The organism is Flavobacterium sp. HBTb2-11-1 (assembly GCF_009826975.1).
Lineage (GTDB): Bacteria > Bacteroidota > Bacteroidia > Flavobacteriales > Flavobacteriaceae > Flavobacterium.
Map to the genome: position 1 here is coordinate 178562 of NZ_WUMO01000006.1, position 13555 is coordinate 192116.

The 13555-nt window shown below is 33.4% G+C and carries 15 protein-coding genes; 9 read left to right on the plus strand and 6 right to left on the minus strand.

The genetic code is table 11. From position 1 onward, the window contains the following. Nucleotides 1-236: 236 nt before the first annotated feature. The 6 genes from ffh (at nucleotide 237) to GR162_RS14870 (ending at nucleotide 6720) form a co-directional block, all read left to right on the plus strand. The gene (ffh, locus tag GR162_RS14845) at nucleotides 237-1601 is read left to right on the plus strand and encodes a signal recognition particle protein (protein ID WP_066033631.1); all 1365 of its coding nucleotides are present in this window, start codon (nucleotides 237-239) and stop codon (nucleotides 1599-1601) included. Between the two features lie 128 nt (nucleotides 1602-1729). Further along, a complete protein-coding gene (locus tag GR162_RS14850) occupies nucleotides 1730-2617 on the plus strand; it encodes a bifunctional 5,10-methylenetetrahydrofolate dehydrogenase/5,10-methenyltetrahydrofolate cyclohydrolase (RefSeq protein WP_119792934.1) in 888 nt (295 codons plus the stop codon). A 222-nt stretch (nucleotides 2618-2839) separates the two neighbouring features. Beyond that, nucleotides 2840-3766 carry a magnesium transporter CorA family protein gene (locus tag GR162_RS14855; protein WP_160782792.1) on the plus strand — a complete coding sequence of 309 codons (927 nt, stop codon included), beginning with the start codon at nucleotides 2840-2842 and terminating at the stop codon, nucleotides 3764-3766. 593 nt (nucleotides 3767-4359) lie between these two features. Then, nucleotides 4360-4974, plus strand: a complete 615-nt coding sequence (locus tag GR162_RS14860) for a hypothetical protein (RefSeq protein WP_066033633.1) — start codon at nucleotides 4360-4362, stop codon at nucleotides 4972-4974. Between the two features lie 4 nt (nucleotides 4975-4978). Continuing rightward, the gene (locus tag GR162_RS14865; protein WP_008464519.1) at nucleotides 4979-5269 is read left to right on the plus strand and encodes a transcriptional regulator; all 291 of its coding nucleotides are present in this window, start codon (nucleotides 4979-4981) and stop codon (nucleotides 5267-5269) included. Nucleotides 5270-5328: 59 nt separating this feature from the next. Next, complete coding sequence (locus tag GR162_RS14870; protein ID WP_160782793.1) at nucleotides 5329-6720, plus strand: DUF4173 domain-containing protein; 1392 nt, start codon at nucleotides 5329-5331, stop codon at nucleotides 6718-6720. Nucleotides 6721-6760: 40 nt separating this feature from the next. Here the strand turns inward: GR162_RS14870 and rluF are convergent, their stop codons facing one another. The 3 genes from rluF to GR162_RS14885 form a co-directional block, all read right to left on the minus strand. Beyond that, nucleotides 6761-7594 carry a 23S rRNA pseudouridine(2604) synthase RluF gene (rluF, locus tag GR162_RS14875; protein ID WP_160782794.1) on the minus strand — a complete coding sequence of 278 codons (834 nt, stop codon included), beginning with the start codon at nucleotides 7592-7594 and terminating at the stop codon, nucleotides 6761-6763. 107 nt (nucleotides 7595-7701) lie between these two features. Then, nucleotides 7702-8049: an antibiotic biosynthesis monooxygenase gene (locus GR162_RS14880; protein WP_160782795.1), complete on the minus strand. Its 348-nt coding sequence runs from the start codon at nucleotides 8047-8049 to the stop codon at nucleotides 7702-7704. 12 nt (nucleotides 8050-8061) lie between these two features. Further along, the gene (locus GR162_RS14885; RefSeq protein WP_160782796.1) at nucleotides 8062-9213 is read right to left on the minus strand and encodes a cytochrome P450; all 1152 of its coding nucleotides are present in this window, start codon (nucleotides 9211-9213) and stop codon (nucleotides 8062-8064) included. Nucleotides 9214-9287: 74 nt separating this feature from the next. On the opposite strand from GR162_RS14885, the gene GR162_RS14890 reads away from it, so the two are divergent. Continuing rightward, a complete protein-coding gene (locus GR162_RS14890) occupies nucleotides 9288-9968 on the plus strand; it encodes a helix-turn-helix transcriptional regulator (RefSeq protein WP_160782797.1) in 681 nt (226 codons plus the stop codon). Between the two features lie 65 nt (nucleotides 9969-10033). On the opposite strand, the gene GR162_RS14895 is transcribed toward GR162_RS14890, so the two are convergent. The 3 genes from GR162_RS14895 to GR162_RS14905 all read right to left on the minus strand — a co-directional run bounded on the left by GR162_RS14895 (nucleotide 10034) and on the right by GR162_RS14905 (nucleotide 12935). Next, the gene (locus GR162_RS14895) at nucleotides 10034-10891 is read right to left on the minus strand and encodes an alpha/beta fold hydrolase (RefSeq protein WP_160782798.1); all 858 of its coding nucleotides are present in this window, start codon (nucleotides 10889-10891) and stop codon (nucleotides 10034-10036) included. A 166-nt stretch (nucleotides 10892-11057) separates the two neighbouring features. After that, on the minus strand, nucleotides 11058-11837 hold the full coding sequence (locus GR162_RS14900) for a zinc ribbon domain-containing protein (protein ID WP_160782799.1): 780 nt from the start codon (nucleotides 11835-11837) through the stop codon (nucleotides 11058-11060). A 3-nt stretch (nucleotides 11838-11840) separates the two neighbouring features. Then, nucleotides 11841-12935 carry a Nif3-like dinuclear metal center hexameric protein gene (locus tag GR162_RS14905; protein ID WP_160782800.1) on the minus strand — a complete coding sequence of 365 codons (1095 nt, stop codon included), beginning with the start codon at nucleotides 12933-12935 and terminating at the stop codon, nucleotides 11841-11843. Between the two features lie 108 nt (nucleotides 12936-13043). Here GR162_RS14905 and GR162_RS14910 point away from each other — a divergent pair, with 108 nt between their 5' ends. Both GR162_RS14910 and GR162_RS14915 read left to right on the plus strand, forming a co-directional pair. After that, nucleotides 13044-13295 (plus strand): DUF2683 family protein, encoded by a 252-nt coding sequence (locus tag GR162_RS14910; RefSeq protein WP_160782801.1) that lies wholly within the window; start codon nucleotides 13044-13046, stop codon nucleotides 13293-13295. Then, entirely contained in the window at nucleotides 13271-13552 is a 282-nt protein-coding gene (locus GR162_RS14915; protein WP_160782802.1) for a Txe/YoeB family addiction module toxin, read from the plus strand. The genes GR162_RS14910 and GR162_RS14915 overlap by 25 nt, the downstream gene beginning before the upstream one ends. Nucleotides 13553-13555 lie beyond the last annotated feature (3 nt).

A 13555-nucleotide genomic window follows, 5' to 3' on the forward strand; every position in this document is an offset into this window, starting at 1 on the left:
AGATATAGCCGCAAAGGCACAAAGGCGCAAAGGTTTTATTCTTTGCGTCTTTTATATTTATAGCCACAGATTAAAAGGATTGAAAAGATTTTTTAAAATCTGCTAAAATCTTTTTAAATCTGCGAGAAACAAAAACTTTGAGCCTTTGAGCCTTTGTGGCAAAAAATTGCGTATAAATAAAAATTGCCTGAAATATCTAATTAGATTATCTTTGCACTTCATATAAAGAAAATGATATGTTTGATAATTTAAGTGATAAGTTAGATAAAGCGTTCCATATATTAAAAGGGCACGGTAAAATTACAGAAGTAAACGTTGCTGATACCTTAAAAGAAGTTCGTCGTGCATTACTTGATGCCGATGTTAACTTTAAAATTGCTAAAGATTTTACAGCAAGAGTAAAAGATAAAGCAATTGGTCAAGATGTATTGACAACATTACAGCCAGGACAATTATTAGTAAAACTGGTAAAAGATGAGTTGACAGAATTGATGGGTGGAGATGTTGCTGGTGTAAACTTATCAGGAAATCCAACTGTTATTTTAATGTCAGGACTTCAAGGTTCTGGTAAAACTACTTTCTCAGGAAAATTAGCTAATTTCTTAAAAACAAAGAAAAACAAGAAGCCACTTCTTGTAGCGTGTGATATCTACCGTCCTGCGGCGATCAATCAGTTGCATGTTGTGGGAGATCAAATAGGTGTTGAGGTTTACTCAGAACCAGAGAATAAAAATCCTGTAGAAATTGCTCAAAATGCAATTAAACATGCTAAAGCAAACGGATTTAATGTTGTTATCGTCGATACAGCAGGTCGTTTAGCGGTAGATCAGGAAATGATGGACGAAATTGCTCGCGTACACAAAGCAATTCAGCCTCAAGAAACATTGTTCGTTGTCGATTCTATGACAGGACAAGACGCTGTAAATACAGCAAAAGCTTTCAACGATATCTTGAATTTTGATGGAGTTATCTTAACGAAATTAGATGGTGATACTCGAGGTGGAGCGGCACTTTCAATCAAATCGGTTGTAAACAAACCAATCAAGTTTGTAGGTACAGGAGAGAAAATGGAAGCAATTGACATTTTCTACCCAGATCGTATGGCTGAGCGTATCTTAGGAATGGGAGACGTTGTATCTCTTGTTGAAAGAGCTCAAGAACAATTTGACGAAGAAGAAGCAAGAAAACTTCAAAAGAAAATCGCTAAAAACGAATTTGGTTTTGATGATTTCTTAACGCAGATTCAGCAAGTGAAGAAAATGGGTAACATGAAAGACTTGGTTGGAATGATACCAGGAGCTTCAAAAGCCATGAAAGATGTTGAAATCGAAGATGACGCCTTCAAACATATCGAAGCGATTATTTATTCGATGACTCCAGCTGAAAGAAGCAAGCCAGCGATTATCGATGTGAAAAGAAAAGCCAGAATCGCAAAAGGTTCGGGAACTAAAGTCGAGCAAGTAAATCAGCTGATGAAGCAGTTTGACCAAATGAGCAAAATGATGAAGATGATGCAAGGGCCAGGCGGAAAAAATCTGATGAAAATGATGGGAGGTATGAAAGGGATGCCGGGTGGTATGCCAGGAGGAATGCCGAGATAAAATAAGAAAAAGTTTCAAGTTTAAGGTTTCAAATTAAGGGGCCAAAACTTGAAACTTTTTTAATTACATAACTATTAGTTTCGCCAGTAACGTGAAACTTTAAACTTGAAACAAAATAAACACAACACATGCAGCTACTAGACGGTAAAAAAACATCTAACGACATTAAAAACGAAATTGCAATCGAAGTTCAATCTATAAAAGCAGCGGGAGGAAAAGTGCCTCATTTAGCGGCAGTTTTAGTGGGAAACAATGGAGCAAGTTTAACTTACGTAGGAAGTAAAGTAAAATCATGCCAAGAAATCGGTTTTGATTCAACTTTAGTTGCTTTACCAGAAACCATTACAGAAGACGAACTTTTAGCAAAAATTAAAGAATTAAACGAAGATGATAATCTTGACGGATATATTGTTCAGTTGCCTTTGCCAAAACATATCGACGAGCAAAAAATCTTATTAGCAATCGATCCAGATAAAGATGTTGATGGATTCCACCCAACAAACTTTGGAAGAATGGCGCTTGAAATGGAGAGCTTTATTCCGGCTACACCATTCGGGATTATGGAATTGTTAGAGCGTTACAAAGTAGAAACTTCGGGAAAACATACAGTTGTAATTGGAAGAAGCCACATCGTAGGACGTCCGATGAGTATTTTGATGAGCCGTAAAGGAAATCCTGGTGATTCTACAGTTACATTAACGCACAGTCGTACTAAAGACTTGGCAGAATTCACTAAAAACGCAGATATTATCATTACAGCTTTAGGAGTTCCAGAATTTTTAAAAGCAGATATGGTAAAAGAAGGAGTAACCGTTATTGACGTTGGAATTACTCGCGTAGACGACGCTTCAAACCCAAAAGGATACGTTATTAAAGGTGACGTTGATTTTGACGGCGTAAGCAAAAAAGCATCGTTCATTACACCAGTTCCAGGTGGAGTAGGACCAATGACAATTGCAATGTTACTTAAAAATACGCTTTTAGCAAGAAAAATGAGAAGCGCAAGAAATCAATAATTTCTTCCCGAATAATATTCAAAACCCGTTCAAACGAACGGGTTTTGTTGTTTTTAATATATAATTAATAGTTTAAAATTTCGGTTCTTAAAAATAAAGGATACTTTTGCAGCACTTTAAAAAATAACACTTCTCCAAATGGACGATTATTATTATTCGTTAGTATTAAATTAAGCAGCTTTTGAAATTTCAAAATGCTGCGCTAAAAACCTGTATTTTGAAATGAAAGCCTTTTACACAAACAACAACGGATTAGTAGAAATCCAAAAATGGACTTCAAATTGCTGGATTCACATCGAATCTCCAACAGAATCAGATAAAAACTATTTATTAGAAGAACTTCAAATTCCCGAAGCTTTTTACAATGATATTGAGGATATTGACGAAAGACCTCGTATAGAAATCGAAGACGGTTGGACACTGATCATTATGCGTATTCCGATAAAAAGCGGAGATGTCAAAATTCCTTTTCACACCGTTCCGCTTGGAATCATTTTCAAAGACGATATCTGCGTTACTATCAGTTTTTATAAAACAGAAATCATAAAAGACTTTGTGGCTTATTCACAGCGCAAAAACATCGAAATAGAAGATAACTTCAATTTAGTTTTAAGATTGCTTTTGTCATCAAGCGTTTGGTATTTGAAATACCTAAAACAAATCAATCAGAAAATAAAACTTGCAGAAGATAATTTAGAGAAATCAATCAAAAACGAAGAATTGCAAGCTCTGCTTCAAATCGAAAAATGTTTTGTATTCTTCATTACTTCTCTAAAAGCAAATGACGTTTTATTCCAAAGAATCAAAAATCTGAAAGCACACAAAGCTAGTTACGATCCGGAATTGTTAGAAGATGTCGAAATCGAGTTGAATCAGGCGCAAGACACAGCCAATATTTATAATAACATCCTAACCGGAATGATGGATGCTTACGCCTCGGTAATTTCCAACAACATGAACAATATCATGAAGCAAATGACGTCAATTTCAATCATTCTTATGATTCCAACTCTCATTGCCAGTTTGTATGGAATGAACGTCCCAAACGGATTAGAAGAAAGCAAATATGGCATTTGGATTTTACTTTTAATTTCGATAATTCTATCCACTTTTGGAGTCTTTTTGTTCAAACGCAGAAGATGGTTCTAAAACTTAAAAATAATACAAAGCCTATTCGTTAAGAATGGGTTTTTTCGTTTTATAATTTAAGCCGCGGCGGCGCACAGCTTCTATCCATCGTACGATCAGGAAGAGATCTAACAGGTTTTCAAAACCTGTTAGATCTTATTGAATATCTTTTAAAAAATTTAGTCCCTACGGGACAAAAACCGGTAGGTAAATTATTTCTTCTACCAAAATTTAATCTCTCCGAGATAACTCTGCTAGGAGTTAAATATCGGTGGCTTTGGCAGACAGAAAAGCAAAAGTTAAATTAATTTCCAAGCCAATATTTAAATCTATTCGAGATAACTCTGCTAGAAGTTAAATATCGGTAGCTTTGGCAGATAGAAAAGCAAAAGTTAAATTAATTTCTAAACCAATATTTAATCTATTCGAGATAACTCCGCTAGGAGTTAAATATCGGTAGCCCAAAATTATTAAAACCCGTATAAAATATCCCGTAGGGATTATACATTTAAAGGAGCAGAAGATAAATTAAGATATAAAACAATTATTTTTTCACATTTTTTACTTGCCAATTCAAAATAAATAATAACTTTGTAGTGCAAAGTACTTTAATTATGAATCAAAAGCACCAAGAAGATTTAGCACATATTCGTTCCATGATGGAGCGCTCTTCAAGATTTATATCATTAAGCGGACTTTCAGGAGTTTTCGCAGGTCTTTCGGCTTTAATTGGTGGAATCTATGTATACCAGTTGTTCAAAGCAAATGGAATGGATTATTTAACCGACGAGCATAGATTGTATTCTGCCAATTTAGTTTCAGAATTATTCTGGATCGGAATTGGAATTTTAGTTTGCGCATTTGCATTCGGAATCTTTTTCACCATTAGAAAAAGCCGAAAATACAATCTGCCGATTTGGACATCTGCAACGAAGAAAATGCTGTTCAATTTAACGGTTCCACTTTTTGCAGGAGGGGTTTTCTGCCTGGCTTTGATGTATCACGGATACTTCGGATTGGTTGCGCCATCTACTTTGCTGTTTTATGGTTTGGCACTTATTAATGCAGAAAAATATACTTTTTCTGATGTAAAATATTTAGGTTTCTGCGAACTTTGTTTAGGATTAATTGCTCTTTTCTATATTGGTTATGGATTGATTTTCTGGATTCTTGGATTCGGAATTCTTCATATCTTATACGGATTGGTAATGTTCAAAAAATATAAATAATTGAATGGGAATTATTGACAAACTAAATAAAGATTTCGAAAGCCGTGTCAGACTGGGTATAATGTCCGTTCTGATGGTCAATGACTGGGTAGATTTTACCGAGATGAAAACGCTTTTGAATATCACCGATGGTAATTTAGCGAGTCATTCTTCTGCATTGGAGAAATCTGAATATATTGAGATTAAGAAAGAATTTGTGGGCAAAAAGCCAAAGACATCTTATCAGGTAACACCGCTTGGCCGCGCGGCGTTCAAAGAGCACCTTTCTTACCTCGAAAAACTAATGAAATCTTAGAAACTAAAATTTTTTATCTAAAAACTTTGAATCGCAAAGTACTTTTAAAAACTAAAATCATGAAAAAACATCAAATTATCTTCGCATGTACAGCGGTTTTCATACTGCTTTTTTACAATGAATCTGTCGGTATCAATATTTCTATTTTTGGCGTTTTGCTGAAGCTTCTAATTAGTTATTTCTTTCAGGAAAAGCTTGTAGACAGATCACACCTTGTTTTGGTAATGACTTCTATTTTGTCTTGTTTTGCCTTTGCTTGGTATGGAGATGCGGCATCCTTTTTTGCTTTAGCATTGTCAATTCTATTTTTACAGTTTAAAACACAGGATGACGAGCTCAAAATCATACAAATCTTTCCATTGATAATTTTAAATGGGATGACATCACTAGGACGCATTTTTATTTTTAAGCAATGGCTTCCAGAAAGAAAAATTCATAACGATTTTGCTAAAAAATTAGTGGCTTTTGTTGTTATTCCAATCATTTTTCTTGGATTGTTTTTTATCGTTTACTCTTTCGGAAGTGATCATTTCTCTTCACTATTTACGGACTATGAATTAGATATCAATCTGCCGCAATTAATTGCAATGTGTATTTTAGGGTTTTATATCTCTTTCAGTTTTTGGAATTATTGGGTTCCAGATGCTTGTTATGAATTCAATCCAAAATTGAATAATGATTTCACAAATGTTTCTGAAGTTACAAACCAAAACACATTTTCATTTCTTGATTTGGACTTCGAAAGGAAAAGTGGAGAAATTACATTGTTTTTCCTAAATATCATGCTTTTGGTTTTTATTGGAACTTATAACTATGAACAGTTTTTTGAAGCAGTAGAAAAAACAAATTTAAGTGCAGATACACACGAACGTGTAAATGCTGTAATTTTTTCAATTCTTATGGCAGTTGGAGTAATCTTGTTTTACTTTAAAGGCGGATTCAATTTTGATAAAAAAGCCAAAACTTTAAAAAATCTTGCAAAAATCTGGCTTGTTTTGAATGCGGTTTTAATTGTAAGTGCTATGATTAAGAATACAGAATACGTTTCTTTTTACGGACTTACATATAAAAGGCTAGGAGTATACGCTTTTTTAATTCTGGCTATTATCGGATTGGTGGTTTCATTTCAGAAAATCAGAAAACAAAAAACTAATGCGTATCTTTTCAATCAGATGGTTTGGTATTTCTACGGAACAATTCTTTTGTGCAGTTATATCAATTGGGGAAGTCTTATTACAAATTACAATATCTCTGTAAACAAAGGAGTGGAACCTGTTTTTTTAAGTGGTTTGAATTTCAACGATGACGCTCGTCGCGAATATTTGCAAAAGAATAATTTAGATGGGCAATATACAGAAGCTGTAAGAGAAGAATTGATTTTGAATTATCAGAATGCAAACTTTTTGTCTAAGGCGTTGTATTACGAGTTTTTAGATAAAGAAAAGAAGTAATGAAAAAATCCCATTCATTTTAAACGAGTGGGATTTCTTTTTATTTATTATCCCCTCTTTTTTTAAATCGAGGATCATGTTTTGAAATAAATGCTTTTCTTCTAGTTGGAGTTGCACTTGAAGCCAAACTTTCAACTTTAGGAAAACTGGCTTCTTCGGTTTTGCTAGAAGGTTCAATTAACTGATTTAATTCTTTGATTTCGTCATCAGTTAGCTCTCTATATCTTCCTACAGGGACATCCAATGAAATATTGATAATTCTAATACGTTTAAGAGCAGTAACCTCGTAACCCAAATATTCAGACATTCTTCTAATTTGGCGGTTTAATCCCTGAGTCAAAATAATCTTAAAAGTATATTTGCTGATTTGCTCGACTTTACACTTTTTAGTAACCGTATCTAAAATCGGAACGCCATTTCCCATTCTCTGAATAAAACGTTCAGTAATCGGTTTGTTTACTGTAACCGTATATTCTTTTTCGTGATTATTTCTCGCGCGAAGAATCTTGTTTACAATATCACCGTCATTGGTCATAAAAATCAAACCTTCACTGGCTTTATCCAATCTTCCAATAGGGAAAATTCTTTTTGGATAATTAATATAATCAACAATATTGTTTTTTACTTCAAGATTGGTTGTGCATTCAATTCCGACAGGTTTATTGAACGCCAAATAAATCATTTTTTCGTTTTTCTCAACGATTAATTTTCCATCTACGCGCACTTCATCCTCTGGCGAAACTTTCGTTCCCATTTCCGGTACAGTACCATTTATTGTAACGCGTCCTTCTTCAATTAATTTATCAGCTTCACGACGAGAACAAAAGCCCGTTTCGGCAATAAATTTATTAAGACGTTTTAAATTTTCTTCCATACTGCAAAAGTAGCTAAAAGTTTAGACTTCTTAGAATTTTAGATTTCAGAAAAAAAACTTAGTCCCGATAGCTATCAGGATAGCAACTTAGAATCTCAGCATCTTTTTTACGAATCATGAAAAATGGAACTATCCTCTGGAGTTTCTTTTCTTTCAAACATTCCATAATCGCGAATTACAGTTGCAATTCTTAAATGATAGTCTTTAAAGACTTCATTTCTGCCTTTTACTTGTGCGGCACGATGCATTTCAATATTTCGCCATTGCTGAATACTTTCTTCATCTCGCCAAAAAGACAAAGACAAAACTTTTGAAGGATCGGAAAAACTTTGAAATCGTTCTATCGAAATAAATCCTTCAATATTATCTAATTCCGGACGCAGATTCGCGGCGATATCCAGATATTCTTCTTTTTTTCCTTCATTAGGAATCACTTCAAAAATTACAGCTATCATATTTTTATTTTTTTATTGTAATGAAATCCAGATTGTTTTGGGCAATCTGGCGTTGATCATGGGTTCGTGTTGAATATTATTTTCTAAAATTGTAGCGGTTTTAAATTTATTAAATAGAAACCATAAAGCTTCAGTCGCCAAATGAATTGAGAAATGTTTGGCGAGACACATATGGCCGCCAATTCCGAAAGTTAGATTTTTAGCATTAGTATTTCTTTCAATATCAAATTTTGATTCATTTTCAAATTTCTTCGGATCTCGATTTGCCGATGCAAGCACAACTAAAATTGAATCATTTTTTCTAATTAGGCTTTCGCCAATAGAAATGTCTTCGGTTGCAATTCGTCTTGTATTATGAATGGACGGATCAAAGCGTAAAGTTTCGATAACCGATTTTTCTATTTCTGTTTTACTGGAAAAAGTTTTATTTTTTAGAATGTGCAAAAGCGAATTACTCAAAATTCCTCTTCCAGCATCAAAACTCTGAATAAATAATCCAATTAAATTGCTAATGCTTATTGTTTTGATTTCGTCAAACGAAAACGAATTTGTTCCCGAAAATTTTGATGGTAAAGACTCGTAAAAGTTTAATTGAAAAAGCTGTTTTTCTACGATTGAAAAGATTTGTTCTGAAATTTCATTGATAGATTTTACTTGTTCTTCTGTTTTCTGCGGAAGCATTATTTTAACCAAAGATCCTATTTGGTTTGCAATAAACTCACAATCTTTTTCATCAAAACCAAAGCTTTTCAAAACAACCAAAACCGGCAATTTTTTACAAACCGAATTTACCCAATCCATTTTATATTCAGTCAAATCATCTTTTATTAATTGAGAAATAATAGAATTAATATCGACAGATTTCATTTTTGAAAACAGCAATATTGCAATTTCTTTTGAAATTTCATGCTGTATTCCGTTTGACAATCGGGTTAAATTGGTTAGAATTTCTAGAGCATGTTTATTCAGTTTTTGTTCGTTGTTTGGATTTACTGCTGGAATCTCTGCTTTAGGATTTTTCAAAATAGAAACACAATCTTCATAAGAATATATTGCCCAGATTTTATTTGTTTCATCCCAATAAACGGGATTGTTTTGCAACATGGTCTTATAAGTCAAATAAGGGTTTTGGATATCAGATTGAAGGAATAAAGTCGAAGTCATTTGGAATGTTTTTAGCAAAGTTATTTAACTTTACAAGGCGATACTTCATTCTGCACTTAACTATGAATACCTAAATGGAAGATCAATTTATAAAAATGGCCTCTTTAATTGGCGATCCAACACGCGCCTCAATTTTGTGGACTTTGCTTGACGGAAGAGCTTTTACAGCTACAGAATTAGCGGTTTCTGCCAATACTTCGCCACAAAACATAAGCATGCATTTAGGAAAACTTCTTGATGCCGATTTGCTTTGTGTAGAAAAACAAGGCCGTCATAAATATTACCGATTTTCAAATAAAGAAGTCGCATATGCACTTGAAGCGATGGCAAGTTTAGTTCCGAAACCAAAAGTTTTTTCAAAAAGTAAAACAGAAAATTATCCGCCAATAAAATTCTGCCGAACTTGCTATGATCATTTAGCTGGAAAAATTGGTGTTGCGTTGACGGATAGTTTATTGGAACAAAAAATAATTGTAGATAAGAATAACTCTTTTGAAATAAGTTCAGAAGGGGAAAAATGGTTTTCTGATTTTGGAATTAATTTAGAAGAAGCTCAGAAACAAAAACGAATTTTCTTAAAACCATGTTTAGATTGGAGCGAACGAAGAAATCATATTGCTGGCTCCATAGGAGCATTATTATTAAATAAAATGATTGCCGAAGACTGGTTGAGAAAAAATAAAAACTCACGCGCGATTACAGTCACCAGCAAAGGAGAAAAAGAGCTGTTGAAGTATTTTAAGATCGTTGTTTAATTTGTCAAAAGTCAAAAGTAAGAAGATCAAAATATTAGAAAAACCTCAGTCACTTTGTGACTCTGTTACTTTGTACCTTCAAACAAAAACTCAATCACTTTATCATACAATTCATCATCATGCATACCGTGACCTAAACCACTGGTTTCAATAAATTGACTATTTTTCCAACCTTGCGCTATTTTTTTTCCTTCTGCGAAAGCAACAATTTTGTCTGAAGTATCATGAGCAATGAAACCAGGAATAGTAATTTCTGATGCGAATTTTTGTCCCGAAAAATCTTCGAGCTTAAAATTGAATCGATTTATGAATTTGCTTTCCAGAAGCGGCAGCATTCTTCTATTCAAACTAAGCATTGAAATATAATTGTCGATCAAAGTTTTTAAATCTGAAGGAGCACCAAGAATAACCATTTTGTTAATGCTTGTATTAGGAAACAAATATTGATGGTAAACGCAAGCCGCGCCACCAATAGAATGTCCAATAATAATTTCTGGCTGATATTTTTCTACAGCTTTATTAATGAACTCAGCATAAAGCGGAACGTTAAATTCTTTTCCACTACTTTGTCCGTGTGCAGGAGCATCAATGGCAATTATTGTACTTCCTGATTTTTGTAGATGTGGCAAAGTTTTTTTCCAACGTGCAGCATTGCTTTCCCAACCGTGGACTAAAAGAATCTTAGTTTCATTTCCTTTCCAAACATAAGTTTGAAAATGATGTTCGTTATGATGAAATATTTCAGTTTCAGTATTTCTCAAAACTTTTGGAAGCTCTTCTTTTTTTAATCGTCCAATTCGAGGCTGGCTAAAAAGAGCATAAGAAAGTTCCATAGCCTTTTGCGGACGCACATAACTCAAAAAGTTAATATAAGATCCAACTGATTTTAATGTGATAAAACGAATTCCCTTTTTAATTCCCAAAACTTAAATTTTTTCTAAAGGTAAAAAAAGGTCTGCCACGAATTACACGAATTAACACGAATTTTTTATTCTCATTATTATAGACAAAAAAATAATTAGTGGAAATTCGTGAAATTGGTGGCAAAAAAAAGACAAAAAAAGTCCCGATTAAATCGGGACCTGATATTTAGAATTTTGCGAACAATTGTTCCATTTTTTCTTTTTCTTCTTCAGCTAATTGCGTATCAACTAAGATTCTTCCAGAGTGCTCATCAGTGATGATTTTCTTTCTTGAAGCAATTTCAACCTGAGTTTGAGGTGGAATTGTAAAGAAAGATCCAGCAGAAGCTCCTCTTTCGATAGAAACTACAGCCAATCCGTTACGAACACTGCTTCTGATTCTGTTATAAGCTGCTAATAATCTGTCTTCGATTTGTGCAGCAAACTCAGCAGATTTCTCTGTTAAGAAAGCTTCTTCTTTCTGAGTTTCAGCCATGATGGCATCTAATTCAGATTTTTTATGTTTTAAATGAGAGCTCTTAGCATCAAGTTTTTCTTTTAAGTTAGAAATAACTTCTTTTTTGTGCTCGATAGAAGCTTTCATTTCTTTGATTTGCTTTTCGGCCAATTGAATTTCTAATTCTTGAAATTCAACTTCTTTTGTCAAAGAATTAAATTCTCTGTTGTTACGTACTGATTCTTGTTGTTTAGTGTACTTTTTAATAACCTCTTTATGCTCCTCAATAGCAATTTTCTTTGCTTTGATTTGCTCCTCAATCACTTCAAGTTCACCTTTCAGTTTCTCTGAACGAGTGCTCAAACCTGCAACTTCATCTTCTAAATCTTCAACCTCTAAAGGAAGTTCTCCTCTAACGTTTCTGATTTCGTCAATTCTAGAGTCAATAAGCTGTAAATCGTATATTGCTCTTAACTTGTCCTCAACACTTAATTCTTTCGTATTCGTCATATTTTATAAGTACTTAACTGGATTTGTATTTTCTTCCGATAAAATGATTGCAAAATTAAGAATTTTTTTTCGAAGATAATCAACAATATAATTTTTTGTATAGCGTTCGCTCTCAAAATGACCAATATCTGCTAAAAGCAACTGGTTTTCGGCTTCATAAAATTGGTGATATTTCAAATCGGCAGTTAGAAAAGCATCGGCTCCGGCTTGAATAGCATTTCTTATGGCAAAACTTCCCGAACCCCCTAAAACAGCAACTTTTTTGATTTTTTTGCCTAAAAAAGTAGAATGACGAATTCCGTCGGCAATCATTTTATCTTTAACAAAATGAAGAAAGTCTTTCTCGTCCATTTCATTTTCAAATTCTCCAACCATTCCCAAACCAATATTTTGGTGTGAATTTTCGAGATTATAAATTTCATAAGCTACTTCTTCGTAAATATGATTGGCAAAAAGTGCTTTTAAAATGCGGGATTGCATATGTTTTTCAAAAATAACTTCAATTTTAATTTCTTCTCCTGTGTGCAATTTTCCTTTTTCTCCAATTACAGGATTGCTTTCTTCGTTTCCTTGAAAGGTAAAAAAACCTCGCGTATTAAAACTGCAGTTGTCGTAATTGCCAATTGTTCCTGCCCCGGCTTCAAACATTGCATTTCTAACCTTATCTGCATTTTCTGGAACGGTATAAGTGACTAGTTTTTGAATGAAATTATTTTTTGGAACTAATATTTTAGTATTTGTCAATCCTAAAGCATCGCAGAAAATTTTATTTACTCCTTGCGAATGATTGTCAAGAGCGGTGTGAACGGCAAAAATGGCAATATCATTTTTGATCGCTTTTAAAATGGCACGTTCTACATAATTTTTGCCCGTAATTTTTTTAATTCCAGAAAATAGAATCGGATGAAAACAAACCACAAGATTACAGTTTTTGGCAACAGCTTCATCAATTACATTTTCTAGCGCATCGTGACAGACTAAAACGCCCGTGCATTCAGTTTCGGAATCTCCCACTAAAAGACCGACATTGTCAAAATCTTCAGCATAAGCCAAAGGGGTCATTTCTTCGAGAACCGATATAATATTTTTGATTTTCATTTTGAGTTTTTCAAATTTTTATGAGTGTAAACTATTTCTACTAATGATATAAATAATTTACACTAAAAGTACAAATTTAGTACATTTGTAGTATAAAATTTATAAGTCATGACAACTATAAAAATTAACGAACACACAAAGACAGGCAAAGCATTTATGGAAATGTTCGAAGCTTTTTTTAAAGGTCTTGATGGTATTGAAATTGTCGAAACTGATAGTTATGGACAGGTAAATGAAGAGCCAAGTATTTATAGTGCTGAATTTGTTGAGAAAGTAAAAAAAGCGGAAGAGAATATTAAAAAAGGAGAAACCACAACACTAAATCCAGACGATATATGGGGAAGTTTAGGGTTGAAGTAACCAAAGTAGCGGCTCAAGACATTGAAAAACATAAAAAATCAGGTAATAAAATCTCTATTAAAAACATTGCTAAAATTTTAATCGATCTTACTGAAAATCCTTATGAGGGTTTTGGAAACCCTGAACCTTTAAAATATGAATATTCAGGATTTTGGCCAAGAAGAATTAATCAAAAAGATAGATTGATATACAGAGTACAAGAAGATATAGTTACTGTGTTTGTAATCTCTGCAATGGGTCATTATTCAGATAAATAACTC

What these genes read in the sequence shown, in the direction of transcription:
- GR162_RS14905 (WP_160782800.1), bottom strand. Translation starts at nt 12,935, where the DNA reads ATGAAAATCAAAAATATTATATCGGTTCTCGAAGAAATGACCCCTTTG.
- rluF (WP_160782794.1), bottom strand. Translation starts at nt 7,594, where the DNA reads ATGGAAGAAAATTTAAAACGTCTTAATAAATTTATTGCCGAAACGGGC.
- GR162_RS14910 (WP_160782801.1), top strand. Translation starts at nt 13,044, where the DNA reads ATGACAACTATAAAAATTAACGAACACACAAAGACAGGCAAAGCATTT.
- GR162_RS14890 (WP_160782797.1), top strand. Translation starts at nt 9,288, where the DNA reads ATGGAAGATCAATTTATAAAAATGGCCTCTTTAATTGGCGATCCAACA.
- ffh (WP_066033631.1), top strand. Translation starts at nt 237, where the DNA reads ATGTTTGATAATTTAAGTGATAAGTTAGATAAAGCGTTCCATATATTA.
- GR162_RS14855 (WP_160782792.1), top strand. Translation starts at nt 2,840, where the DNA reads ATGAAAGCCTTTTACACAAACAACAACGGATTAGTAGAAATCCAAAAA.
- GR162_RS14865 (WP_008464519.1), top strand. Translation starts at nt 4,979, where the DNA reads ATGGGAATTATTGACAAACTAAATAAAGATTTCGAAAGCCGTGTCAGA.
- GR162_RS14900 (WP_160782799.1), bottom strand. Translation starts at nt 11,837, where the DNA reads ATGACGAATACGAAAGAATTAAGTGTTGAGGACAAGTTAAGAGCAATA.
- GR162_RS14915 (WP_160782802.1), top strand. Translation starts at nt 13,271, where the DNA reads ATGGGGAAGTTTAGGGTTGAAGTAACCAAAGTAGCGGCTCAAGACATT.
- GR162_RS14850 (WP_119792934.1), top strand. Translation starts at nt 1,730, where the DNA reads ATGCAGCTACTAGACGGTAAAAAAACATCTAACGACATTAAAAACGAA.
- GR162_RS14880 (WP_160782795.1), bottom strand. Translation starts at nt 8,049, where the DNA reads ATGATAGCTGTAATTTTTGAAGTGATTCCTAATGAAGGAAAAAAAGAA.
- GR162_RS14885 (WP_160782796.1), bottom strand. Translation starts at nt 9,213, where the DNA reads ATGACTTCGACTTTATTCCTTCAATCTGATATCCAAAACCCTTATTTG.
- GR162_RS14870 (WP_160782793.1), top strand. Translation starts at nt 5,329, where the DNA reads ATGAAAAAACATCAAATTATCTTCGCATGTACAGCGGTTTTCATACTG.
- GR162_RS14860 (WP_066033633.1), top strand. Translation starts at nt 4,360, where the DNA reads ATGAATCAAAAGCACCAAGAAGATTTAGCACATATTCGTTCCATGATG.